This is a genomic window from Ralstonia sp. PBBBR1 (genome assembly GCF_002256165.1).
GTDB lineage: Bacteria > Pseudomonadota > Gammaproteobacteria > Burkholderiales > Burkholderiaceae > Ralstonia > Ralstonia thomasii.
In genome coordinates this window covers 410,647-434,248 of record NZ_NKIL01000005.1, presented here as the reverse complement: position 1 = coordinate 434,248, position 23,602 = coordinate 410,647, and the positions used below count along the sequence as shown (strand labels likewise).

The window sequence follows — 23,602 nt, the reverse complement described above, 5'->3', positions numbered from 1 at the left end:
ATTTCAGAGTGGGGATCACTGCGCGTAAGCCGGCGCCGCGGCGTCCACGCGCTCGCCGTCGCTAGTCAGATCGGTCTCGGCATCGACATTGCGGGCCTGCGCCTGATAAAGCTTGTAATACGCGCCTTCGCGCGCGAGCAGCTCGTCGTGGTTGCCCACTTCGACGATCTGGCCGCGATCCATGACGACCAGGCGATCCGCCTTGCGCAGCGTCGACAAACGGTGCGCGATGGCGATGGTGGTGCGGCCCTGCACGAGGTTGTCGAGCGCCTTCTGGATTTCCTTTTCGGTGGTCGTGTCCACGGAAGACGTGGCCTCGTCCATGATCAGGATGCGCGGGTTGATGAGCAGCGCGCGCGCAATCGAAATGCGCTGCCGCTCGCCGCCCGACAGCGCCTGGCCGCGTTCGCCCACCAGCGAGTCATAGCCGTGCGGCAGGCGCAGGATGAACTCGTGCGCATGGGCGGCACGTGCGGCGGCGATGATCTCTTCGCGCGTGGCGTCGGGCTTGCCGTAGGCAATGTTGTCGGCGATCGTGCCGAAGAACAGGAACGGCTCCTGCAGCACCAGGCCGATGTTGCGTCGGAATTCCGACACGGGCAGCGAGCGGATATCGGTGCCATCCAGGCGGATCGCGCCTTCGGACACATCGTAGAAACGGCAGATCAGGTTCACGAGCGTGCTCTTGCCCGAGCCGCTGTGCCCCACCAGCCCGATCATCTCGCCCGGCTGGATCGACAGGTTCAGGCCGCGGATCACCGCGCGGTTGCCATAACGGAAGCCCAGGTCGCGCAGTTCGATCGCGCCCTTCACCTTCTCGAGATGCACGGGCCTGGCCGGCTCGGGCACGCTCGACACGTGGTCGAGAATATCGAAGATCCGCTTGGCGCCGGCCGCCGCCTTCTGCGTGACGGACACGATGCGGCTCATGGAATCCAGGCGCGTGTAGAAGCGGCTGATATAGGTCAGGAACGCCACCAGCACACCGACGGTAATGGCGTCGTGGCTCACCCGCCAGATGCCGAAGATCCACACCACCAGCAGCCCGACTTCGGTCAGCAGCGTGACGGTCGGGGTAAACAGCGACCACACCGCATTGACGCGATCGTTGATCGCCAGGTTGTGCTTGTTGGCCTCGGCAAAGCGCGTCACCTCGCGCTTTTCCTGGGCAAAGGCCTTGACCACGCGGATGCCCGGGATCGTATCGGCCAGCACGTTGGTGATTTCCGACCAGATCCGGTCGATCTTCTCGAAGCCGTGGCGCAGGCGGTCGCGCACCAAGTGGATCATCCACGCGATAAAGGGCAGCGGCACGAGGGTCACCAGCGCCAGCCATGGGTCGATCGAGACCAGGATGACGGCCGTCATCGCGATCATCAGCACGTCGGTGGCGAAATCGAGCAGGTGCAACGACAGGAACACGCTGATGCGGTCGCTTTCCGAGCCGATGCGCGCCATCAAGTCGCCCGTGCGCTTGCCGCCGAAGTACTCGAGCGACAGCTTGAGCAGGTGCTCGTAGGTGGTCGTGCGCAGGTCGGCGCTGATGCGCTCGGACACGCGCGCCAGCAGATACGTGCGCGCCCAGCCCAGCACCCAGGCCACCAGCGCAGCGCCAAACAGGCCGGACAGATAGAGCGTCACCAGGCGGTAATCGACCGGCTGCCCGTTCTGGTAGGGGATCAGCACCTTGTCCATCAAGGGCATCGTCAGGTACGGCGGCACCAGGGTGGCGGCCGTGCCGATCAGCAGCAGGGCGAAACCGGCCAGCAATTCCCACCGATACGGCTGGGCGAAGCGCCACAGGCGCAGCAGCGCCCAGGTCGAGGGCGGCTGCTCCAGTTCACGGCTGCATTGCGGGCAGATGTCTTCACCGGCCGGGAGGGGCGCCTTGCAGGTCGGGCAGATGTCCGCGTCGGGCTGCGCGGCCTTGGCGCCGGTGGTCAGGGCGTTGCGCTGGGCGTCGAAAGCATCGGCCAGCCGCAGCGCGTCGGTATTGTGGCCCAGCGTGTAGCGCCAGCTTGCCAGCCGGCGCTGGCCGTCGGACAACTCCAGCGTGCCGACGCCGGCGTGGTCGCTGTGGGCCAGCGTCATGCCGGGGGCGATGTCCCAGCTTTGCAAATCCTTTTCACCCGCGGCTTGGCCGATCAGGCGACGGTTCGTAACAACCAGCCACCCTTGGGTAAAATGCAATCTTGCGTCCAAATCCAGCTGCAGCCCGGCCAGGACGGTTTCTTCTGGAGCAAGGCTTGAGCCGAGCACGACACGCCAGGGTTCCTGAGCGCGGACGACGGTGGGGGCGGACGATGGGGAGGACTGGGTCATCAGTGGCGCAAAGAATTCAAAAAGCGCGTCCAAATGGCCAAAAAACAGCCCAAAATGGGAAAAGGACGAACATAAATCGAGGCAAGAGTGCGGCGTCGCAATTGTTGCGGCCTGCAAAATTTGCTCGCAAGTATACATAGCCACGCCAGCACGGCATTTGGTGCGCTGCACAACGCACTCCGGGCTCAAGACGTCAACGCCGACGCCGTTGTAACGTTATTGAAAGGTAACGGTTCGGTTTCGCGGACCAATTCACGGGTACATCGCCCCCTGCTTCCAAGCAAATTCAATGAAGAAGAAGGACATTGAGATTCTCGATGTCATGTCGCTGCGCGGCCCGAATATGTGGACATATCGGCCAGTGCTGGAGGCATGGGTCGATATTGGTGAACTGGAGGACTCTCCCTCCAACACGATTCCGGGGTTCTACGAGCGTCTGTCGACATGGCTGCCCACGCTGATCGAGCACCGCTGCAGCCCCGGCGTGCGCGGCGGTTTCCTGATGCGCTTGAAGGAAGGCACCTGGCCCGGGCACATCCTGGAACACGTCACCCTCGAGTTGCAGAACCTGGCCGGCATGCCCGGCGGTTTCGGCAAGGCGCGCGAGACACCCGTGCGCGGCGTCTATAAGGTGATCGTCCGCGCCTGGCACGAAGACGTGACCCGTGCTGCCCTGTTCGCCGCCCGTGATCTGGTCATGGCGGCCATCGAAGACCGCCCGTACGACGTGGACGCCGCCGTCGAAACGCTGCGCGACATGGTGGACGAACAGTGCCTGGGCCCCAGCACCGCCTGCATCGTCGAAGCCGCCGATGACCGCAATATCCCGTCCATCCGGCTGTCGGACGGCAATCTCGTGCAACTCGGCTACGGCGCTCGCCAGCGCCGCATCTGGACGGCCGAAACCGACCGCACCAGCGCTATCGCCGAATCCATCTCGCGCGACAAGGACCTGACCAAGAGCCTGCTGCAGTCGTGCGGCGTGCCGGTGCCGGAAGGGCGCATGGTCGACAGCGCCGAAGATGCCTGGGAGGCCGCCGAAGACATCGGCGTGCCGGTGGTAGTCAAGCCGTACGACGGCAACCACGGCCGCGGCGTGTTCACGAACCTGATGACGCGCGAAGAGGTGGAAACCGCTTACGCCGTGGCCATCGAGGAAGGCAACGGCGTGATCGTCGAGCGCTTCGTCTCCGGTAACGAACACCGCCTGCTGGTCGTGGGCGGCCGTCTGGCGGCGGCGGCGATGGGCGAAACCGCGTCGGTGGTCGGCGATGGCACCTCGACCATCGAAGAACTGATCGAATCGCAGATCAACTCCGACCCGCGCCGCGGCAACACCGAAGAACACCCGCTGAACTGCGTGCGCCTGGATTCCGCCGCGCGCCTCGAACTCAAGCGCCAGGGCTATGCCGACGGCAGCGCCGTGCCGCCCGCGGGCCGCAGCGTGCTGATCCAGCGCAACGGCAACGTTGCCTTTGACGTGACCGACCGCGTGCACCCGAGCGTGGCCGCGCACGCATCGCTGGCCGCGCGGGTGGTCGGACTCGACATTGCCGGTGTAGACCTGGTGGCCGAAGACATCTCGCGGCCGCTGGACGAGCAGCGCGGCGCGATTGTGGAAGTCAACGCCGGGCCCGGTCTGCTGATGCATATTCGGCCGGCCCAGGGCGAACCACGCCCCGTGGGCCGCGCGATTGTCGACCACCTGTTTTCCGACAAGGATGGCACGCAGGACGATGGCCGCATTCCTATCGTCGGCATCACGGGCACCAACGGCAAGACCGTCGTGGCCAAGTTGGTGGCGCAGATGCTGCAACTGTCGGGCAAGCACACGGGGTTGGGCTGCAGCGATGGCCTGTACCTCGATCGCCGTCAAGTGGAATCCGGCGCGCGTACCGACCGCGCCGCGTGGGACGCCTGCCATCGCATCCTGATGAACCGCGCGGTGGAAGCCGCCGTGTTCGAGAGCGACAGCGGCATGATCCTCTCGCAGGGGCTGCCGTATGACCGCTGCCAGGTGGGCGTCGTCACCAACTTCGGCAAGCCCGATCACCTGGGCGATTTCTACGTCGAAGACGAAGACCGCATGGTCAGCGTCCTGCGCACGCAGATCGACGTTGTGCTGAAGACCGGCGTCGGCGTGCTCAATGCCGCCGATGCGCGCCTCGTTGAAATGGCAGAGCTGTGCGATGGCGAAGTGATCTTCTTCGCCTTGTCGGGCGATCTGGAGGCCATCGCCGCGCATCGCGCTGCTGGCAAACGAGCCGTGTTCGTGCGCGACGGCAAGGTCGTGCTCGCTACTGGCCCGACCGAACTGGCGCTGGCCGACGTGTCGGCCATTCCCCTGACCTACGACGGCCGCGTGCCGTTCCAGCTTGAAAACGTGCTGGCGGCTGTGGCCACCGGCTGGGCTCTGGGCATTTCGAACGATCTGATGCGCGCCGGCATCATGACCTTCGATGTGGGGCAGGTGGATGTGCCGGGCCGCTTCACGCTGTTCCAGCACCATGGCGCCACGATCGTGGTGGATGACGCGCACAACGCGTCTGCACTGGAAGCCCTGGCCGCTGCGCTGGACAACTTCCCGGCGCAACGCCGCACGCTGGTGTTCGGCGCCGGCCTGCAACGCCGTGATGAAGACCTGGTGGCGCAAGGCACGGTTATCGGACAGACATTCGACCGCGTGCTGCTGTGCGAAGACGCCAGCGTCAAGCGCACCGATGCCGAGTTCGATCGCCAAGCACGCGCGCTGCTCAAGCAAGGGTTGCAGGCAGGCGGTCGCGTGGCTGAAGTCGTCGTCGAAGGGGCCAAGCGCCGGGATGTCGTGGACGCGGCGCTCTCGCAGGTCACAGCAGGCGACCTGCTGGTTTTGCAATGCGATGAGTGCGCCATCGAGGGCACCGTCCAGCAGGTCCACCAGTGGATGGGCCGCGCCGAATCCCAGAACTGACGATCGGGCCTGAGTCAGAAAGAACGCCCAAAGCACAACGGAAAGCTGATTGCATGGAAGTCTCTCGTATCCGGGCCTTGCGCGGCCCAAATCTCTGGTGCCGCCATACGGCCATCGAGGCCATCGTGGCCTGCTCGGATCAATCCCAATTGCTGGCCGAACTGCCGGGCTTTGAAGACCGCCTGCGCGCGCGCTTTCCGGCGATTGGCCCGATGCGCCCCGATGACGAAGCCGATGCGCCATCGATTGCGCACGCGCTGGAAGCCGCCGCGCTGGGCCTGCAAGCTGCCGCCGGTTGCCCGGTGACGTTCAGCCACACCGAGCCCACGCTCGAACCGGGCACGTATCAGGTCGTCGTCGAATACACCGAAGAAGAAGTGGGCCGACTGGCATTCGAGCTGGCTGGCCAACTTTGCCTGGCCGCCCGCGACGACCAGCCGTTCGATCTGGACGATGCACTGCACCGCCTGCGCGAGCTGGACGAAGACGTACGCCTGGGGCCGAGCACCGGCTCCATCGTCGACGCCGCCGTGGTGCGCGGCATTCCGTATCGCCGCCTCACGCAGGGCTCGATGGTGCAGTTTGGCTGGGGCAGCAAACAGCGCCGCATTCAGGCCGCCGAAACCGACATGACCAGCGCCGTGGCCGAATCGATCGCGCAGGACAAGGACCTCACGAAGGCCCTGCTGCATGCGGCCGGTGTGCCAGTGCCGCTGGGCCGTTCGGTGCGCAGCGCCGAGGAAGCCTGGGAAGCCGCGCAGGAAATCCACGGCCCGGTCGTGGTCAAGCCCCGCGACGGCAACCAGGGCAAGGGCGTGGCCGTACGCATCCGAACGCGCGAAGAAGTGATGACGGCGTACGAAGCGGCCGCCGTCATTTCTTCGGACGTGATCGTCGAGCGCTACATCCCCGGCCATGACTTCCGTCTGCTCGTGGTGGGCAAGCACCTGGTGGCAGCTGCGCGCCGCGACCCGCCGCAAGTCATCGGTGACGGCAAGCACACCGTGCGCGAGCTGGTCGACGAAGTGAACCGCGACCCGCGCCGCGGCGAAGGACATGCCACGTCGCTCACGAAAATCCGCTTCGACGACATTGCACTGGCCACGCTCGCCAAGCAGGGCCTGAGCGCCGACGCCGTGCCGCCCAAGGGCACGCGCGTGGTGTTGCGCAATAACGCGAACCTTTCCACGGGCGGCACCGCCACCGACGTGACCGACGACGTGCACCCCGCCATCGCCGCGCGCGCCGTGGCGGCAGCGCAGATGGTCGGCCTCGACATCTGCGGGGTAGACGCCGTGTGCGAAACCATGCTCAAGCCGTTCGAGGACCAGGCCGGCGGCATCGTGGAAGTTAACGCCGCACCGGGTTTGCGCATGCACCTGCAGCCGTCGTACGGCAAGGGCCGTGCCGTGGGCGAGGCGATTGTCTCGACGATGTTTGCGGATGGCGACGACGGCCGCATCCCCGTGGTGGCGGTGTCCGGCACCAACGGCAAGACGACGACCGTGCGCCTGATTACCCATCTGCTGGCGTCCAGCGGTCTGCGCATGGGCATGACCGGCACCGATGGCGTGTACATCCAGGGCCAGCGCATCGACACCGGCGACTGCAGCGGCCCGCGCAGCGCGCGCAACGTGCTGCTGCATCCAGATGTCGATGCCGCCGTCTTCGAAACCGCGCGCGGCGGCCTGCTGCGCGAAGGTCTTGCGTTCGACCGCTGCGATGTGGCCGTGGTGACGAACGTGGGCGAAGGCGACCACCTGGGCCTGAACTACATCAGCACGGTGGAAGACCTGGCCGTGCTCAAGAGCGTGATCGTGCAGAACGTGGCGCCGCGCGGCATGGCGGTGCTCAACGCCGCCGACCCGATGGTCGCGCGCATGGCCGACGGCTGCCCCGGCTCGGTAACCTTCTTCGCGCACGATCCGAGCTTGCCGACCATGGCGCGGCACCGTGCGCAGGGCAAGCGCGTGGTGTTTGTCGATGGCCCCGAGATCGTAGCCGCCGAAGGTGCCAACGAAACGCGTATCGCACTGGCCGACATTCCGCTCACGCGCAACGGCACGATCGGATTCCAGGTGGAAAACGCGATGTCGTCGATTGCGGCGGCATGGGCGCTTGGCATCGACTGGACGGTGATCCGCCGCGGGCTGGCGACGTTTGTGAACGACGCCGCAACCGCGCCGGGGCGCTTCAACCTGTTCGACTACAAGGGCGCCACGCTCATCGCCGACTACGGCCATAACCCGGATGCCATCCAGGCACTGTGTAACGCGGTAGCCACCATGCCGGCGCAGCGTCGCATGGTGGTGATCAGCGGGGCCGGCGACCGCCGCGACGAAGATATCCGCAAGCAGACGCAGATTCTTGGCGGCGTGTTTGACGATGTCGTGCTGTATGAAGACCAATGCCAGCGCGGGCGCGCCGATGGTGAAGTGCTTGCGCTGCTGCGTGAAGGGTTGCAGGGTGCGTCACGCACGAGCCGTGTTGATGAAATCCGTGGTGAATTTCTGGCTATCGACACCGCGCTGGGGCGGTTGCAGCCGGGGGACCTCTGCCTGATTTTGATTGATCAGGTGGAGGAGGCATTGGAGCATATTGCTCGGCGGGTTGCTGAGTAGATTAGAACCCCGGTGAACTTCGCTGGGGTTTTGGTTTTGTTTTTGTGGTGCATCCCTTGTTTCATCCCCTGCCGGGGCTGACTCACTTTCTTTGGTCTTGCCCAAAGAAAGTAAGCAAAGAAATGCGCGCCCGAGATGGCGACCCCCTCCTTGAATTTCTGTCGCAGGGAGGGGAAGGGAAAAACTCGCTGCGCTCAGACAGTTTCCCTTCCTTTTTCCTCCCTGCAACAGAAATTCAAGGCGCCATCTAGGGCAGGAAAGTCAAAAGACAAAAGCCACACCCTCTGGGCGCCAGCCCAAACGACAAGGCCAACCGCGCGACGGGTTGGCCTTTCTCTTTTGACGTTGAGCCCTTGATGGCGCCTTGAATTTTTGTGAGCGGGCGGATCAAGGAAGGAGGCTGTCTGAGCGCAGCGAGTTTGCCTCCTTCCCCGCACGGTCACACAAATTCAAGGGGGTGTCGCCATCTCGGGCGCGCCTTTCTTTTGCTTACTTTTCTTTGGCAAGACAAAGAAAAGTGAGTCGGTCCCGGCAGGGAACGAAAGGGGGATGGACCAACAACAAAAGAACAAGGCACAAACCACGCCCCAGCCCCTCCAACACCATTACCCTATGATGACGCCTCCCCCTAGTCCCCTCGCCATCATGCCCAATCCCATCACGCCAGCCCCGGTAGAACTGGCGAAGTGCTACCGCCTCCTGAACCACGGCCCGACCACGCTGGTCACCTCCGCCCACAACGGCGTGCGCAACGTCATGGCTGCCGCCTGGGCGATGCCGCTCGACTTTGACCCACCCAAGGTGCTGGTCGTCGTCGACAGCCGCACACTCACACGTGAGTTGATCGAAGGCTCGGGCGTGTTTGCACTCAACATTCCTACCCGCGCGATTGCCGAGACCACGCTGACGGTCGGCACGCTCTCGGGCCGCGATGTCGACAAGTTCGATGCCCTGGGCCTCGTCACCATGCCCGCCCGTACGATCGACGTGCCGCTGGTGGCAGGTTGTGCAGGGTGGCTCGAATGCCGCGTCATTCCGGAGCCGCACAACGAGAAGCGCTACGACCTCTTCATCGCAGAAGTGACCGCCGCCTGGGCCGATCCTGCGCTGTTCAGCAACGGTCGCTGGCACTTTACGGATGCTGGCAGCAAGACCCTGCACTACCTCGCGGGCGGTGCATTCTTTGAGACCGGCGAAGCGTTCACCGTCGAGGTGAAACAGCTATGAGCGTTATCGCCATCCGCCCGTTGATCGATGAGGATGTTGCAGCGTTCAAGGCGCTGCGCCTGAGGGCCATTCAAGACGCGCCCACCGCCATCTGGCCGACGCACGATGAAGAGGCTGCGCGCACGCTTGATGAAACGCGCAACCGCATCCGCACAACCGATCATCAGATCGTGTTGGGTGCTTTTGCCGGGCCTGAGCTGGTCGGTATTGCCGGCTTGCGGCGTGAAGCGCTTGCGCAAGTCGCGCACAAGGCCGTGCTGTGGGGCGTGTTTGTTGACCCTGCACATCGGCGCGGCGGCATTGCCGGCCGCCTGCTGCACGCCGCCATTACGCACGCGCGTGCTGCACGCGTATTGCAGATTCATCTTTGCGTGAACGCCGAAAACCCGCGTGCGCAAGCGCTGTATCGCAACGCGGGTTTCGAAACCTTCGGCATTGAGCGCCGCGCCATGCGTGTCGGTGATCGCTTCTACGACGAAGAACACATGGCGCTTCGGCTGGACGCCTAGCGCTCCGTCCGATAGTCCGTTGGCCGCATGCCTGTCCATTTGCGGAAGGCGCGGTGAAAGGCGCTCGGTTCCGCAAAGCCGACCGCGACGGCAATGTCGGCGATGGTGCGGCGCGTGTCCTGCAACTGGCCGATGGCAATGTCGCGCCGCAGGTCGTCCTTGATCGACTGATACGTGTGGCCTTCCAGCTTCAGGCGCCGCCGCATGGTGGCCTCGGCCACGTTCAGTTTGAGCGCCATTGCGTCCGACGCGGGCCAACTGGCCACGGGCAGATTGCGCAGCGTCTTGCGCACGCGCGCGGCGAAGGAATCCGGGTTGCGGTACTTGACGATGAAGCTGCCCGGCGCATCGCGCAGGAACGTCTTGATGGACGCGGCCGTCTGAATGACCGGCAGGTCGAGAAAGGTGGGCGATAGGTCGACGTACGACGCATCGTGCTTGAACGCCATGTCGTCGCAAAACATCAGACGATATTCCTGCGCATCCTGCGGCGCGGCGCACCGGAAGCGCGCGGCAATGAATGGAATGCGCCGCCCCACGAGCCAGCACACCAGCCCATAGACCATGATGAGCCACGTGGCGTAGGTGAACATGGGCGGCACACGCGTGCCCTTGCGGTGCACGAACACGAGACGCACACGCTGATCGTCTTCTTCAACGCGTACATGCAGGTCATCCAGAACCAGCCGCAAAAAACCCGTGGCCCGTGCAAGCGCCTGCCGGCCGGTGCGCGCCGTGAGCGCCGCCTGCGTCATCGTCACGAAGCTGCCCCAGCGCATGGGGTGCGCATCCTGTCCGAAGAACTCATCGTCCATGGCCTGCGCAATACCGGCCCACAGCGCACCGTACTGTGCGGACGACACGCGGCTGCGCGGCTGCGCCAGCATCTGCGGCGTGATGCCCGCAGCGGCCATGATGGGCTGCATGTCCACGCCATGCGCGCGCGCACGCGTCACGGCCTCGTTGACGAGGCTGACCGAGACGGTTCCTTTTTCGTTGTTTTTCATCGGTATGGCAAATCCGCTCACGCAAGTTGATCGTGACGGGCATCGAAGCCGCCCGGCCGCGTGCCTACACTTTTTCCCGATCGAACCCGAGCGCCGCAGGCTGCACAGTGTAAGGCGCCTGCACAGGCAGCGTCACGCGGCACCGGTCAGCAAACAAGCGAGAGCCAAGCGATGGACGACTTCTATACCGAAGAGCAGCGGATGATCCACGACGCTGCGCGCGCCTTTGCCAACGAGCGCCTGGCGCCCAACGCCGCGCAGTGGGACCGTGACGGCGCCCTGCCCGATGAGGTGGTGCGCGAGATGGGCGAGCTGGGCCTGCTGGGCATGATCGTGCCGGCGGAGTGGGGCGGTTCGTACACCGACTACGTGGCCTATGCGCTTGCGCTGGAAGAGGTGGCCGCCGGTTGCGCTGCCAGCGCGACGATGATGAGCGTGCACAATTCGGTCGGCTGCGGCCCCATCCTCAAGTTCGGCACCGAGGCGCAGAAGGCGCGTTACCTGCCGGATCTGGCCACTGGCCGCGCGATCGGCGCGTTCTGCCTGACCGAGCCGCACGCCGGCTCCGAAGCCAACAACCTGCGCACCCGCGCCGTGCTGCGCGACGGGCAGTGGGTGCTCAACGGCAGCAAGCAGTTCGTCACCAACGGCGCGCGGGCGGACGTTGCCATCGTGTTTGCCGTGACCGACCCCGAGGCCGGCAAGCGCGGCATTTCCGCCTTTATCGTGCCGACGGACACGCCGGGCTTTCACGTCGGCCGGCCCGAACACAAGCTTGGCATTCGCGCGTCGGACACCTGCCCGATCACGCTGGAGGACTGCGCCGTGCCCGAAGAGAACCTACTGGGCGAGCGTGGCGAGGGCCTGAAGATCGCATTGTCGAACCTGGAAGGCGGACGCATCGGCATTGCCGCACAGGCCGTGGGCATTGCGCGCGCCGCGTTCGATGCGGCACGCAACTACGCGAATGAGCGCATCCAGTTCGGCAAGGCGCTGCGCGAGCACCAGACCATCGCCAACATGCTGGCCGACATGGCCACGCGCCTGAATGCGGCGCGCTTGCTCGTTCACCATGCGGCGCGCCTGCGCAGCGCAGACAAACCATGCCTGTCGGAGGCCTCGCAGGCCAAGCTCTACGCATCGGAACTGGCGGAAGAGATCTGCTCCAACGCCATCCAGATCCACGGCGGCTACGGCTACCTGGCCGACTACGCCGTCGAGCGCCACTACCGCGATGCACGCATCACCCAGATCTACGAAGGCACCAGCGAAGTTCAGCGGATGGTGATCGCGCGGCACGTGTAGCACGCACCGCGCACATCGACCGAATACGAAAGAGCGCAAACGCGCCGACCAGGAGACGACGATGAACGAAGCGGTATCTGCAGCACAGGGTTTTGTGGAAGCGCGCGATTTTCTGCTGCGCCATCGCACCGACTACGACCGGGCGTATCGCGAGTTTGCGTGGCCGAAGCTGGACACGTTCAATTGGGCGCTCGACTACTTCGATGTGATGGCGCGCGGCAACGACAACCCGGCGCTGTGGATCGTGGATGACGCGCGGGGCGAAGGGTTGAAGCTGTCGTTTGCGCAGATGTCGGAGCGCTCATCGCGCATGGCGAACTTCCTGCGTGAGCTTGGCATCGTGCGTGGTGACCGTCTGCTGCTGATGCTGCCCAACCGCGTCGAACTGTGGGACGTGATGCTCGCGGCGATGAAGCTGGGCGCGGTGGTGCTGCCGGCCACGACGCAGCTTTCGCCGGATGACGTGCGCGACCGCGTTGAGTTGGGCGGTGCGAACTGCGTGGTCGTCGATGCGGCGGAGCTGAACAAGTTCGACGGGGTCGATGCGAGCATCAAGCGCATCGCCGTGGGTGCGCAGCGCGATGGCTGGGTCGACCTGGCCGCTGCTTACGACGCGGCGGCGCAGTTCGCGCCCGACGGGCCGACCAAGGCAACCGACCCGTTGCTGCTGTACTTCACCTCGGGCACCACGTCCAAGCCGAAACTGGTGGAACACACACACCAGAGCTACCCCGTCGGCCACCTGTCGACCATGTACTGGATCGGCCTGCAGCCCGGCGACATCCACTGGAACATCAGCTCGCCCGGCTGGGCGAAACACGCGTGGAGCTGCTTCTTCGCCCCGTGGAATGCGCAGGCCTGCGTGTTCGTCTACAACTACGCGCGCTTCGTGCCGAAGGACACGCTGGGTGTGCTGGTGCGCTTCAACGTGACCACGCTGTGCGCGCCGCCCACCGTGTGGCGCATGCTGGTGCAGGAGCCGCTGGCCTCGTACGCCGTCAAGCTGCGCGAGATCGTCGGTGCGGGCGAGCCGCTGAACCCCGAGATCATCGAGCGCGTGCGCAGCGCCTGGGGCGTGACCATCCGCGACGGCTTCGGCCAGACCGAGACCACCTGCCAGATCGGCAACACGCCGGGCCAGCCGGTCGTGCCGGGCTCGGTCGGGCGCCCGCTGCCCGGCTACCGCGTGGAGCTGGTCGACCACGACGATCAGCCAGCCAGCGAAGGCGAAATCGTACTGCCCCTCTCGCACCGCCCGCTCGGCCTGATGCAGGGCTACGCCAACAACGCCAAGGCCACGGGCGAGGCCATGCGCAACGGCTATTACCACACGTCCGACGTGGCGATGCGCCGCGACGACGGTTACTTCGTCTACGTGGGCCGCACCGACGACGTGTTCAAGTCGTCCGACTACCGCCTGAGCCCGTTCGAGCTGGAAAGCGTGCTGATTGAGCACGAGGCCATTGCCGAGGCCGCCGTGGTGCCGAGTTCCGATCCGCTGCGCCTCTCCGTGCCCAAAGCATTCGTGACGGTGCGCCAAGGCTACGAGGCCGGCCCTGAACTGGCGCGCGCCGTGTTCCTCTTCTCGCGCGAAAAGCTCGCGCCCTACAAGCGCATCCGCCGCCTGCAGTTCAGCGAGCTGCCCAAGACCATCTCGGGAAAGATTCGCCGCGTCGAACTGCGTCGGCTGGAGCTTGAACGCACGCCTCAACCGGCTCGCCTGCCCGGCGAGTACTGGGAAGAAGACTTCGCCTGATTTGCCCATCCCGCATTGAACCCGTTACCGCTACCGCAACCGATACCGATTCGCCAGGAGACTTCCATGAGCGCCATTGCTTCCCTCGCTTCCGCCAAACCTGCCGCACAGCAGGACACCCCGCCCACCGTCAAGCTGCTGATCGGCGGCGAGTTTGTCGAATCGCAGTCGAAGGAATGGCGCGACATCGTGAACCCCGCCACGCAGGAAGTGCTGGCGCGCGTGCCGTTTGCCACGGCCGGCGAAGTGGACGCGGCCGTCCGCTCCGCACACGCAGCGTTTGCCACGTGGAAGAACACGCCGGTCGGCGCCCGCATGCGCATCATGCTGAAGTTCCAGGCGCTGATTCGCGAACACTCGCCGCGCATCGCGCGCACGCTGACGGCCGAGCAGGGCAAGACGCTGCCCGATGCCGAAGGCGATATCTTCCGCGGGCTGGAAGTGGTGGAGCATGCGTGCTCGGTGGGCTCGCTGCAGCAGGGCGAATTCCTGGAGAACGTGGCGGGCGCGGTCGACACCTACACGCTGCGCCAGCCGATTGGCGTGTGCGCGGGCATCACGCCGTTCAACTTCCCGGCCATGATTCCGCTGTGGATGTTTCCGATGGCGATCGTGTGCGGCAACACGTTCGTGCTCAAGCCTTCGGAGCAGGATCCGCTGTCGACCATGCAACTGGTGGAACTGGCCCTTGAAGCAGGTGTGCCGCCCGGCGTATTGAACGTCGTGCATGGCGGCAAGGACGTGGTCGATGCACTGTGCACGCACGAACACGTGAAGGCGATTTCGTTTGTGGGCTCGACCGCAGTGGGCACGCATGTTTACCGCCTGGGCAGCGAGCACGGCAAGCGCGTGCAATCGATGATGGGCGCCAAGAACCACGCCGTGGTGTTGCCGGACGCGAACCGCGAGCAGGCCATCAATGCGCTGGTGGGTGCGGGCTTCGGCGCAGCAGGGCAGCGGTGCATGGCAACCTCCGTGGTCGTGCTGGTTGGCGCGGCACAGCAGTGGCTGCCGGACCTCGTGCAGAAAGCCAAGGCGCTGAAGGTGAACGCCGGGGTGGAGCCGGGCACCGATGTCGGCCCGGTCGTGTCACGTGCCGCCAAACAACGCATTCTCGGCCTGATCGAGTCGGGCGTGCAGCAGGGCGCCACGCTGGCGCTCGATGGCCGCAATGTGCGCGTGGCCGGTTACGAAGACGGCAACTTCATCGGCCCGACGATCTTCACCGACGTGAAGACCGACATGGACATCTACACCAACGAAATCTTCGGCCCCGTGCTGCTGGTGCTGACTGTGCCTACGCTGGACGACGCCATTGCGCTGGTCAACGCCAACCCGTTCGGCAACGGTGTGGGCCTGTTCACGCAGAGCGGCGCATCAGCACGCAAGTTCCAGAGCGAGATCGACGTCGGGCAGGTCGGTATCAACATTCCCATTCCGGTGCCCGTGCCGTACTTCAGCTTTACTGGCTCGCGCGGCTCCAAGCTGGGCGACCTGGGCCCGTACGGCAAACAGGTCGTGCAGTTCTATACGCAAACGAAAACGGTAACGGCGCGCTGGTTTGACGACGCGGTCGATGCCGGCGGCGTGAATACCACCATCAGCCTGCGCTAATCGCTCCCGGAGTGTTGTCATGAAAATCGCATTCATCGGTTTGGGAAACATGGGCGCCCCCATGGCGCGCAATCTGCTCAAGGCAGGCCATGTGCTCAGCGTGTTCGACCTGAATACGCAGGCAGTGGGCGCGCTGGTGGAAGCCGGTGCCGTGGCCGCTGTGTCCCCCCAGGACGCCGTGACGGGCGCGGAGACCGTGATCACCATGTTGCCTGCTGCGGCTCATGTGCGCCATGTGCTGACGGCAGAAGACGGCGTGCTGGCGGGCATCGCCAAGGGCGTGCCCATCATCGATTCGAGCACCATCGACCCGGCCAGCGTGAAGGCGTTTGCCGCGCTGGCGGCCGAGCACGGCAACACCTTTGTCGATGCACCGGTCTCGGGCGGCACGGGCGGCGCGGCAGCCGGCACGTTGACGTTCATGGTGGGCGGCACTGCACAGGCGTTCGAGCAGGTGCGTCCTGTGCTTTCCGCCATGGGCAAGAACCTCGTGCATTGCGGCGACACCGGCGCGGGGCAAGGCGCGAAGATCTGCAACAACCTCGTGCTCGGCATCACGATGGCTGGCGTGGCCGAGGCCATGTCGCTGGGCGAGGCGCTGGGCATCGACCCGAAGGTGCTGGGCGGCATCATCAACACGTCGACGGGTCGGTGCTGGAGTTCGGACACCTACAACCCGTTCCCCGGCGTGATCGACACCGCGCCATCTTCGCGCGGCTACACGGGCGGCTTTGGTACCGACCTGATGCTCAAGGATCTGGGACTGGCCGGTGACGCAGCAAAGTCCGTCCGACAGCCGGTCTACCTTGGCGCGTTGGCACAGCAGCTGTATCAAACCGTGAGCAGCAAGGGCGATGGCAAGCTGGATTTCTCCGCCGTCATCAAGCTGTATCGGAAAGACGGAGCGGCGTGATGATCGAACTGGAAACGCTGCATGAGGGCACCGTCGCGGTGCTGACGCTCAAGCGTCCGCCAGCCAACGCGTTCACGCCGGAAGGTCTGCTGCAACTGCAAGGCACCGTCGAACGATTGAACGCCGATGCACGCGTGCGCGCCCTCGTCGTCACCGGCGATGGTCCGAAGTTCTTCAGCGCAGGCGCAGACCTCAACACCTTTGCCGATGGCGACCGCGATGTGGCGCGCGAGGCCGCTGCACGTTTCGGTGCCGCGTTCGAGGCGCTGCAGAATGCGCGCCCGGTGGTGATCGCCGCCATCAACGGTTTTGCGATGGGCGGCGGCCTGGAGTGCGCGCTCGCATGCGACATCCGCATCGCCGAGGCACACGCCAAGCTGGCCGTGCCAGAAACGGCCGTCGGCCTGCTGTGCTGCGGTTGCGGCACGCAGACGCTGCCCTGGCTGGTGGGCGAGGGCTGGGCCAAGCGCATGATCCTGACCGGCGAGCGCGTCGACGCGCAGACGGCCTTGCGTATCGGACTGGTGGAAGAGGTCGTGGAAACGGGGGCCGCGCGCGAAGCCGCCATCGCCATGGCGCTGCGTGTGACAACGTTGAGCCCGCAAGCCGTCACCTTCAGCAAGCAACTCATCCATCAGGCGCGCAACGGCGTGCCGCGCGGCGCGGCGCTGGCCGTCGAGCGTGAGCGCTTTGTCGATCTGTTTGACCACCCGGACCAGCGCGAAGGCGTGAACGCCTTTCTGGAGAAGCGTGCGCCGCGCTGGCATTCCACGCACGAATCGGAGACGCGGCAATGAGCGCCGTCCAATTGGAGACGGCGCCGCCCCAGGCCGCCGCTGCCGAGCCCGAGGTGTTGATGCGTGTGGTGAACCGCGTGGCCGTCATCACCCTGAACCGGCCGTCTGCGCTGAACGCGCTGTCGCACGGCATGGTGCGCCAGTTGGCCACGCTGCTGGAGCAATGCCGCCATGACGACGGCATTGCCGCGCTGGTGCTGCGCGGCGCGGGCCAGAAAGGCTTCTGCGCCGGCGGCGATGTGCGCGCGCTCTATCAGCTTGCGCAACAGGGCCGCATGGACGGCGACGACGGCTGGCTGCAATTCTTCGTCGACGAATACCGGCTCGACTACGCGCTGCACCAGTTTCCGAAGCCCATCGTTGCGCTGATGGACGGCGTCACCATGGGCGGCGGCATGGGCCTTGGGCAGGCCGCAAGGCTGCGCGTCGTGACCGAGCGCACGAAGATGGCGATGCCGGAAACGCGCATCGGCTTTCTGCCCGACGTGGGTGCTACGCGCTTTTTGAGCGTGATGTCGCCGGAGCTTGAGTTGTATGTCGGCCTCACGGGCGTAACGCTGACCGGCGCCGACGCGCTGCATTGCCACCTGGCCGATGTGTGCGTGCCTGCCGAATGGCTTGCCTCATTCGAAGACCGCCTGCAGCGCATGCCGCACGATGGCGATCTCATGCAGGCCTTGCGCCGCGTGTTCGAGCCGCCGTGCAACATTGTTCCGCACGCGCCGCTGGCACAGGCGACGCCGTGGGTGCAGCGCTATTTCGACCGCCGTTCGTCGGTCGATCGCATTGTCGCCACGCTGCGCGAGAGCCTGGAGCGCGAACAGGCACGGGAGCCGCGCCAATGGCTTCAGGCGACGCTTGAAGCCATGACCACACATTCGCCGACGATGCTGCATGTCACGCGCGAAGCGTTGCTGCGTGGCCGGCAGTTGTCGCTGGCGGAGTGCTTTCAGATGGAATTGGGCATCGTTGCGCGCGGAATCCAGGAAGGCGATTTCTGCGAAGGCGTGCGCGCGCATCTGGTGGACAAGGATCACCGCCCTGGCTGGGCGCCCGCCACGCTCCCGCAGGTGCGGCCTGAGCGGGTACGGCATTTTCTGACGTCGCCCTGGCGGGCGGAGCGGCATCCGTTGGCGTGGCTTTGCTGAATCGTCATGTGACTGGAATGCCCCAAAAGCAACGGATGCGCCATTTGATGCCGTCCGCCGGGGGCAGTAAGTCCGTTTCGTGACAAATTTCTGTCATAACTTACGTGTAACTTACACGGGCGAGGAGAGGTCACCCCTCACGTTCTCATCGTACGCAGCGGCTTCCGCTGCGTTTTTTTTTGCTTTATGGGGCACATGCGTGTTGGCCGATCTGCAGATCGGATTGAAACCGCTTTGAAGTCGCCGCTTGCCAACCCGCATGGCAGCTAGGTTTTGGTACCCTCCGTCAGACTGTTGTCACAATCGCGGTGCTAACTGGCCGGATGCATTGCCACCCCAAGGAGGCTCCTCCCATGGCGACATCCGTCGATTCATTCCAGGTGAAGGTGTATCAGGGCGACAGTGCGGTGCTGTTCGCCTTTGATGTGGCCGATGCCGATCGCGCCGATCTGGCCGGTTTTGCCATTCAATGCACGCCGCAGGGCGGGGCGCCATATTGGGTGCCCAACCGGCTGACTTTCGACACGCCCATCCATGCAGACGCGCCGCTGAAGGCCGGCAAGTACGCCGATTCCATCGACGCGCCGTTCCAGTCGTTTCACTGGGTCCACTTTCCGCCGCATGCTGCCGCGCAACTGGCTTACACCGTGCACGCGCGCTACTTCGTGTCGACGAATCCCGTGCAACTGGAGACGCGCGCCACGCGCATCGTCACCGTCACGCTGCAGCAACCGATGAGCGACTGGGCCACCGTGGGCATGGTGCGCGGGTATGTGTCGTCGCAGGCGTTCATCGATCATTACGGCGGCAACACGGCATTGGCGCCGGACAAGCGCGCGCAGACAAAGTCGCCGCTGCTGTACGACACGCAGCCGTATCAGGACAAGTACGCCTATCTGGGCGCCACCGGCCGCCGCCTCATCATCGATCTGTTGAACCAGTGCCACGCGTCCGACGGCTACGGTATCGACGTGCTCGCCTATGACTTGGACGAGCCTGACATCATTCGTGCGATTGCGTGGCTTGCGCAGAACGGTCGCAAGGTCCGCGTGATTCAGGACAACTCCGTCGGCACCGGCGCCAACGCCACTGGCCATGGCACCGACGACGCATTTGAGACGCAGGCCGCTGAATACTTCAAGCAGGCCGGTGCCGACGTCCGCCGCACACACCTGGCACGCTTCCAGCACCACAAGGCGATCCTGCTGCGTGATGCTGCCGGCAAGCCGGTTCGTGTGCTCGCTGGCTCGGCCAACTTCTCGCTGCGCGGCCTGTACGTGCAGGCCAACAGCGTGCTGGTGTTCGAGCAAGACGCTGCGCAGCTCTACGCGCAGGTGTTCGAGCGTCTGTGGGGATGGATCGACCAGTACGGTGAGGACGCTGCCGGCAGCCGCAAGGTGGCGACTGCCTTCCGCGCCGATGCGCTGGCCGCCGACTGGCAGGCAGTGCCGCAAGGCAGCACGCCGCGTGCGCGCTTCGGCTTTTCACCGCATCAGACCGATGCGTTGCTAACGGAGGCGGCCGACCGAGTGAAGGGCGCGCTTTCGTCCGTGCTGTTTGCGGTGATGGCCACCGATGGCGGCGGCAAGATGCTGACCACGCTCGAACAGGTGGTGCCGCATATGGCCGGGCTGCTCTCGCTGGGCGTGATCGACAAGCAGGGCGGTGTGGATGCCTTTGCGCCCGGTCGCGATGTGCCTTCGCAAACCGTGTCGTTTGCGTATTTGAAGGACGAAGCGCCTGCGCCGTTCAAGCAGGAAGTGGATGCCGGCACCGGCCAGCACATCCACCACAAGTTTGTCGTATGCGATTTCAATGGTGACGAGCCTGTCGTGTTCTGCGGCTCGTCCAACCTGTCGAAGGGCGGCGAGGAGCAGAACGGCGACAGCCTGATCGCCATCTACGACCCGGCCATCGTCACGGCCTACGCGATCGAAGCCATCCGCCTGTTCGACCACTACCGCTTCCGCGCAAGCGAATCCAAGGCGACGGCCGACAAGCCGCTGGTGCTGAAGACGACCAGCGCATGGGCCGACCCGTACTACGATCCGCAGAACATAAAGTTCACGGAGCGCACGCTGTTCGCCAAGTCCGGCACAGCGCTGGAGGCTGTTGTCGCGTGATCGGTGCCGGCTGCGGTTCGTGCGCCTTTATACGCGCCGCTGCCGGTCGCTCCACCATGCATCGCGCAGCCGGCGCTTGGCGATCTTGCCGTTGTCGTCGCGCGGCAGCGCTGTGGTGAACTCGATCTGGCGCGGGATCTTGAAGCCGGCAATCTGACCGCGCAGCCATTCGATCACGGGCTCGGCTTGCAGGTCTTCGCGTTCGGTCTGCACCACCGCGACAAGGCGTTCGCCGTATTCATCGCATGGCACGCCGAAGACGGCGCAGTCGACCACATCGGGGTGGCGCAGCAGCGCATGTTCGATCTCGGCCGGGTAGATGTTGACGCCGCCCGAGATGACCATGTCCGACGCGCGGTCGCACACATACAGATAGCCGTCCGCGTCGAGGTAGCCCATGTCGCCGAGCGTGACCAGGCCGTCGCGCTCGATCTTGCTGCGTGCTTCGTCGTTGCCGCGGTAGGTGAAATCGGGATAGGCGGGTTGGTGGCTGTAGATCAGGCCGATCTCTCCGGTGGGGCAGGGCGTGCCGTCTTCACGCAGGATGCGCACGCGTGCGTCGCACACGGGGCGGCCGGCGCTGCCGGGGCGGGCGGCTGCGTCGCGCGGGTCCATCACCGTGATCATGCCGGTCTCGCTCGACGCATACGTTTCGTAGATGACGGGGCCGAGCCAGTCGATCATGCGGCGCTTGATCTCCGGCGCGCAGGGTGCGCCCGTGGACGCCACGAAGCGCAGCGAAGACAGATCGTAGCGGCTGCGTTCTTCGTCGGTCAGCTTGAGCAGGCGTACATACATGATCGGCACTAAGTAGACCGTGTCGATGCGGTAGCGCTCGATCTGCTCCAGCACGCGCAGGGCATCAAAGCGCGCGTTCACCACCAGCACCTCCGCCATCTGGGCGGCTTGCTGGGCAAAGAGGCTCGGCGCGCTGTGATAGAGCGGGGCGGGCACCAGCGCACGGCAGCCCGGCACGATGCCGAACGTTGCAGCCACCACGGCGCGTGCCTTCTGCAGATGCGCCTCGAGCTGATCGAGCGGAACGGCCTGGCGTACCACGCCCTTGGGCCGCCCCGTGGTGCCCGAGGTATAGGCCATGTGCCCGCGCGGAGAAACGATCGGCCCGTCGTACGGCGTCTGCAGCGCAAGCCAGTTGGCATAGCCGTCGGCGCGGTCGGTGCCTTCTGCATCCACGCGCAGCAGCTGCACTTGGGCCGGTAGCAGCGGTTCTGCCGCATCGACGAGGTCGCGATGGCCGATCAATACCTTGGCGCCCGAATCGCGCACGAGAAACTCCACCTCGGCCGGCGTGAAGTGCCAGTTGATCGGGCAGAAGTAGCACCCTGCGATGCGGCAGGCGTGCATCACGTCGATGTAGGCAGGTGCATTGCGCAGCAGCACGCCGATCACGTCGCCCTCCTGCACGCCCATGCGGCGCAAACCGCCGGCAAGGGCGGCACCGCGCGCGAGCAGCGTTTCGGCATCGGTCGGGCGATCGTCGAAGATCAGGTGGGCGGTCATGTGTGTCTCCTGCGCGAGGTCTCTTGGGGACGGTTGCTTAATCCATGCAGCATGCCGGATCGAACAGTATTGAACAATCCACGGCGAATTTCGCACACTGGTGAATGCGATTGGACAACGCTCTCCTTGGCCGCGTGAGCCGTGACACCGGAATTCGGTTTGAGGGGCAACCCGCCGATATCACCGCAGACCGCGTGAAAGGTCTGCGGCAGTAAGATGCATGCCTGAAGCCAAAAAGCCCGCCCGGTGTGATGCGAGGCGGGCCTTTTTCTCGGGCGCGCGCGATTGTGCCCGGTTGTGACCGCGGCCGCCTTCAGGCACAATGCGCCCCGTTGTGGAGATGGCATGCCTCCCTTAACCGCCGGTCTGCGGATCACGCAACCGGCTGATGATGCCTACAAGTTCCTGGTCGAAGGAAGTTGTAGGCACGCGCCCAAACGACGTTCTGTCGCTCAGGTTTGAGTTCTTCGAATCTGGTCATCATGAAGAAAATGGCTACACGCTCCGAGCCGCTGCTCATGTTCGGGTATCTGCTGCGCTGGCTCTCGCTCGGTTCGCTCGTCGGCATGCTCGCCGGGCTTGGCTCTGCGGTGTTGCTGATGGCGCTCGATTGGGCAACCAACACGCGCACCGCACACCCTTGGCTGCTGTGGTTCCTGCCCGTGGCGGGGCTGGCCGTGGGCTTGCTCTACCACTACACGGGGCGCTCGGTGGAAGGCGGCAACAATCTGCTCATCGACGAGATCCACGACCCCAAGCGTGTCGTCCCCAAGCGCATGGCGCCGCTCATCCTGCTGGGCACCGTTGTCACCCACATCTTTGGCGGGTCAGCCGGGCGTGAAGGCACGGCCGTGCAGATGGGCGGCAGCTTTGCTGATTACCTGACGCGGCTGTTCTCATTGGCCCCGGCGGACCGGCGCATCTTGCTGATGGCGGGCATCAGCGCCGGTTTCGCGTCGGTGTTCGGCACGCCGCTGGCCGGTGCCGTATTTGGACTGGAAGTGCTTGCGATCGGCCGTTTGCGCTATGACGCGATCCTGCCGTGCTTCATCGCGGCCATCGTGGGCGACCTGGTGCCACCGCTGCTGGGCGTGCACCACACGCCGTATGCGATTCCGTTTGTGCCGCATCTCACGCCCGTCGCGATCGGCCTGGTCGTGGTGGCCGGCATCGTCTTCGGTCTGGCAGGCATGACGTTCGCGGCGCTCACGCACCGGCTCAGCCGCCTGTTGAAGCGTCACATCGCCTTTGGGCCGCTCCGCCCCGTGCTGGGCGGCAGCGTGGTCGTGGCGGCGGCCTTGGCGCTGGGGACGGACAAATATCTCGGCCTCGGCATTCCGGTCATCGTGGATGCGTTCCACAATCCGCTGCCCGCCTACGACTTTGCCGGCAAGGCGGCCTTCACCATCGTGACGCTGGCGTCCGGTTTCAAGGGCGGTGAGGTCACGCCGCTGTTCTACATCGGCGCCACGCTGGGCAATGCGTTGGGTTACGTGCTGCCGTTGCCCTTCCCGCTGCTGGCGGGCCTTGGGTTCGTTGCCGTGTTTGCGGGTGCCGCCAATACGCCCATCGCGTCGACCTTGATGGCGATGGAACTCTTCGGCCCCGAAGTCGGCACATTTGCTGGCATTGCCTGCGTGGTGAGCTATCTCTTCTCAGGCCACACCGGCATCTATCATGCGCAGCGCATCGGCCATGCGAAGCGCCCTACCGAAGCAGCGCCGGCAGGGCAGGTTCCGGCCGAGTCAGCCGAGCGCCCTTAGCACTGCGATGCGCGCTCGGATTCAAG

Annotated in this window: 15 protein-coding genes and 1 riboswitch; of the genes, 12 read left to right on the top strand and 3 right to left on the bottom strand. The window is 65.0% G+C overall.

The annotated features are described in order from the left end of the window. Positions 1-15: 15 nt before the first annotated feature. Entirely contained in the window at positions 16-2,322 is a 2,307-nt protein-coding gene (locus CFE42_RS10645) for an ABC transporter ATP-binding protein (RefSeq protein WP_037043641.1), read from the bottom strand. Positions 2,323-2,611: 289 nt separating this feature from the next. Here CFE42_RS10645 and cphA (CFE42_RS10640) point away from each other — a divergent pair, with 289 nt between their 5' ends. The 4 genes from cphA (CFE42_RS10640) (at position 2,612) to CFE42_RS10625 (ending at position 9,629) form a co-directional block, all read left to right on the top strand. Then, complete coding sequence (cphA, locus tag CFE42_RS10640; RefSeq protein ID WP_004627926.1) at positions 2,612-5,272, top strand: cyanophycin synthetase; 2,661 nt, start codon at positions 2,612-2,614, stop codon at positions 5,270-5,272. 53 nt (positions 5,273-5,325) lie between these two features. Continuing rightward, entirely contained in the window at positions 5,326-7,893 is a 2,568-nt protein-coding gene (cphA, locus tag CFE42_RS10635; RefSeq protein WP_004627924.1) for a cyanophycin synthetase, read from the top strand. 612 nt (positions 7,894-8,505) lie between these two features. After that, the gene (locus tag CFE42_RS10630) at positions 8,506-9,120 is read left to right on the top strand and encodes a flavin reductase family protein (RefSeq protein WP_004627923.1); all 615 of its coding nucleotides are present in this window, start codon (positions 8,506-8,508) and stop codon (positions 9,118-9,120) included. Then, positions 9,117-9,629 carry a GNAT family protein gene (locus CFE42_RS10625; RefSeq protein WP_004627921.1) on the top strand — a complete coding sequence of 171 codons (513 nt, stop codon included), beginning with the start codon at positions 9,117-9,119 and terminating at the stop codon, positions 9,627-9,629. The genes CFE42_RS10630 and CFE42_RS10625 overlap by 4 nt, the downstream gene beginning before the upstream one ends. Here the strand turns inward: CFE42_RS10625 and CFE42_RS10620 are convergent. Next, positions 9,626-10,636 carry an AraC family transcriptional regulator gene (locus tag CFE42_RS10620; protein ID WP_004627919.1) on the bottom strand — a complete coding sequence of 337 codons (1,011 nt, stop codon included), beginning with the start codon at positions 10,634-10,636 and terminating at the stop codon, positions 9,626-9,628. The two genes, CFE42_RS10625 and CFE42_RS10620, sit on opposite strands and share 4 nt — an antisense overlap. 171 nt (positions 10,637-10,807) lie before the next feature. Between CFE42_RS10620 and CFE42_RS10615 the strand changes: the two genes are divergently transcribed. From CFE42_RS10615 to CFE42_RS10585, 7 genes are all read left to right on the top strand, one after another. Then, positions 10,808-11,941, top strand: a complete 1,134-nt coding sequence (locus CFE42_RS10615) for an acyl-CoA dehydrogenase (RefSeq protein WP_004627918.1) — start codon at positions 10,808-10,810, stop codon at positions 11,939-11,941. Positions 11,942-12,002: 61 nt separating this feature from the next. Then, a complete protein-coding gene (locus tag CFE42_RS10610; protein WP_004627916.1) occupies positions 12,003-13,697 on the top strand; it encodes an AMP-binding protein in 1,695 nt (564 codons plus the stop codon). A 66-nt stretch (positions 13,698-13,763) separates the two neighbouring features. Continuing rightward, on the top strand, positions 13,764-15,311 hold the full coding sequence (locus CFE42_RS10605) for a CoA-acylating methylmalonate-semialdehyde dehydrogenase (protein ID WP_004627913.1): 1,548 nt from the start codon (positions 13,764-13,766) through the stop codon (positions 15,309-15,311). A 19-nt stretch (positions 15,312-15,330) separates the two neighbouring features. Continuing rightward, a complete protein-coding gene (gene mmsB / locus CFE42_RS10600; protein WP_004627911.1) occupies positions 15,331-16,224 on the top strand; it encodes a 3-hydroxyisobutyrate dehydrogenase in 894 nt (297 codons plus the stop codon). Further along, on the top strand, positions 16,224-17,021 hold the full coding sequence (locus tag CFE42_RS10595; RefSeq protein ID WP_004627909.1) for an enoyl-CoA hydratase: 798 nt from the start codon (positions 16,224-16,226) through the stop codon (positions 17,019-17,021). Before mmsB ends, CFE42_RS10595 begins: the two co-directional genes overlap by 1 nt. Further along, positions 17,018-18,169: an enoyl-CoA hydratase/isomerase family protein gene (locus CFE42_RS10590; protein WP_004627907.1), complete on the top strand. Its 1,152-nt coding sequence runs from the start codon at positions 17,018-17,020 to the stop codon at positions 18,167-18,169. Before CFE42_RS10595 ends, CFE42_RS10590 begins: the two co-directional genes overlap by 4 nt. A 353-nt stretch (positions 18,170-18,522) precedes the next feature. Continuing rightward, a complete protein-coding gene (locus CFE42_RS10585; RefSeq protein ID WP_004627906.1) occupies positions 18,523-20,292 on the top strand; it encodes a phospholipase D-like domain-containing protein in 1,770 nt (589 codons plus the stop codon). 27 nt (positions 20,293-20,319) lie between these two features. Here the strand turns inward: CFE42_RS10585 and CFE42_RS10580 are convergent, their stop codons facing one another. Then, a complete protein-coding gene (locus CFE42_RS10580) occupies positions 20,320-21,813 on the bottom strand; it encodes an acyl-CoA synthetase (RefSeq protein ID WP_004627904.1) in 1,494 nt (497 codons plus the stop codon). Between the two features lie 327 nt (positions 21,814-22,140). Then, a riboswitch (Fluoride riboswitch) is annotated at positions 22,141-22,218 on the top strand. 77 nt (positions 22,219-22,295) lie between these two features. Here CFE42_RS10580 and CFE42_RS10575 point away from each other — a divergent pair. Beyond that, positions 22,296-23,576, top strand: a complete 1,281-nt coding sequence (locus CFE42_RS10575) for a voltage-gated chloride channel family protein (RefSeq protein WP_004627901.1) — start codon at positions 22,296-22,298, stop codon at positions 23,574-23,576. Positions 23,577-23,602 lie beyond the last annotated feature (26 nt).

Coding starts and splice junctions, on each gene's coding strand:
- CFE42_RS10590 (WP_004627907.1), top strand. CDS start 17,018: ATGAGCGCCGTCCAATTGGAGACGGCGCCGCCCCAGGCCGCCGCTGCC.
- CFE42_RS10620 (WP_004627919.1), bottom strand. CDS start 10,636: ATGAAAAACAACGAAAAAGGAACCGTCTCGGTCAGCCTCGTCAACGAG.
- cphA (WP_004627924.1), top strand. CDS start 5,326: ATGGAAGTCTCTCGTATCCGGGCCTTGCGCGGCCCAAATCTCTGGTGC.
- mmsB (WP_004627911.1), top strand. CDS start 15,331: ATGAAAATCGCATTCATCGGTTTGGGAAACATGGGCGCCCCCATGGCG.
- cphA (WP_004627926.1), top strand. CDS start 2,612: ATGAAGAAGAAGGACATTGAGATTCTCGATGTCATGTCGCTGCGCGGC.
- CFE42_RS10610 (WP_004627916.1), top strand. CDS start 12,003: ATGAACGAAGCGGTATCTGCAGCACAGGGTTTTGTGGAAGCGCGCGAT.
- CFE42_RS10615 (WP_004627918.1), top strand. CDS start 10,808: ATGGACGACTTCTATACCGAAGAGCAGCGGATGATCCACGACGCTGCG.
- CFE42_RS10605 (WP_004627913.1), top strand. CDS start 13,764: ATGAGCGCCATTGCTTCCCTCGCTTCCGCCAAACCTGCCGCACAGCAG.
- CFE42_RS10585 (WP_004627906.1), top strand. CDS start 18,523: ATGGCGACATCCGTCGATTCATTCCAGGTGAAGGTGTATCAGGGCGAC.
- CFE42_RS10645 (WP_037043641.1), bottom strand. CDS start 2,322: ATGACCCAGTCCTCCCCATCGTCCGCCCCCACCGTCGTCCGCGCTCAG.
- CFE42_RS10575 (WP_004627901.1), top strand. CDS start 22,296: ATGAAGAAAATGGCTACACGCTCCGAGCCGCTGCTCATGTTCGGGTAT.
- CFE42_RS10580 (WP_004627904.1), bottom strand. CDS start 21,813: ATGACCGCCCACCTGATCTTCGACGATCGCCCGACCGATGCCGAAACG.
- CFE42_RS10595 (WP_004627909.1), top strand. CDS start 16,224: ATGATCGAACTGGAAACGCTGCATGAGGGCACCGTCGCGGTGCTGACG.
- CFE42_RS10630 (WP_004627923.1), top strand. CDS start 8,506: ATGATGACGCCTCCCCCTAGTCCCCTCGCCATCATGCCCAATCCCATC.
- CFE42_RS10625 (WP_004627921.1), top strand. CDS start 9,117: ATGAGCGTTATCGCCATCCGCCCGTTGATCGATGAGGATGTTGCAGCG.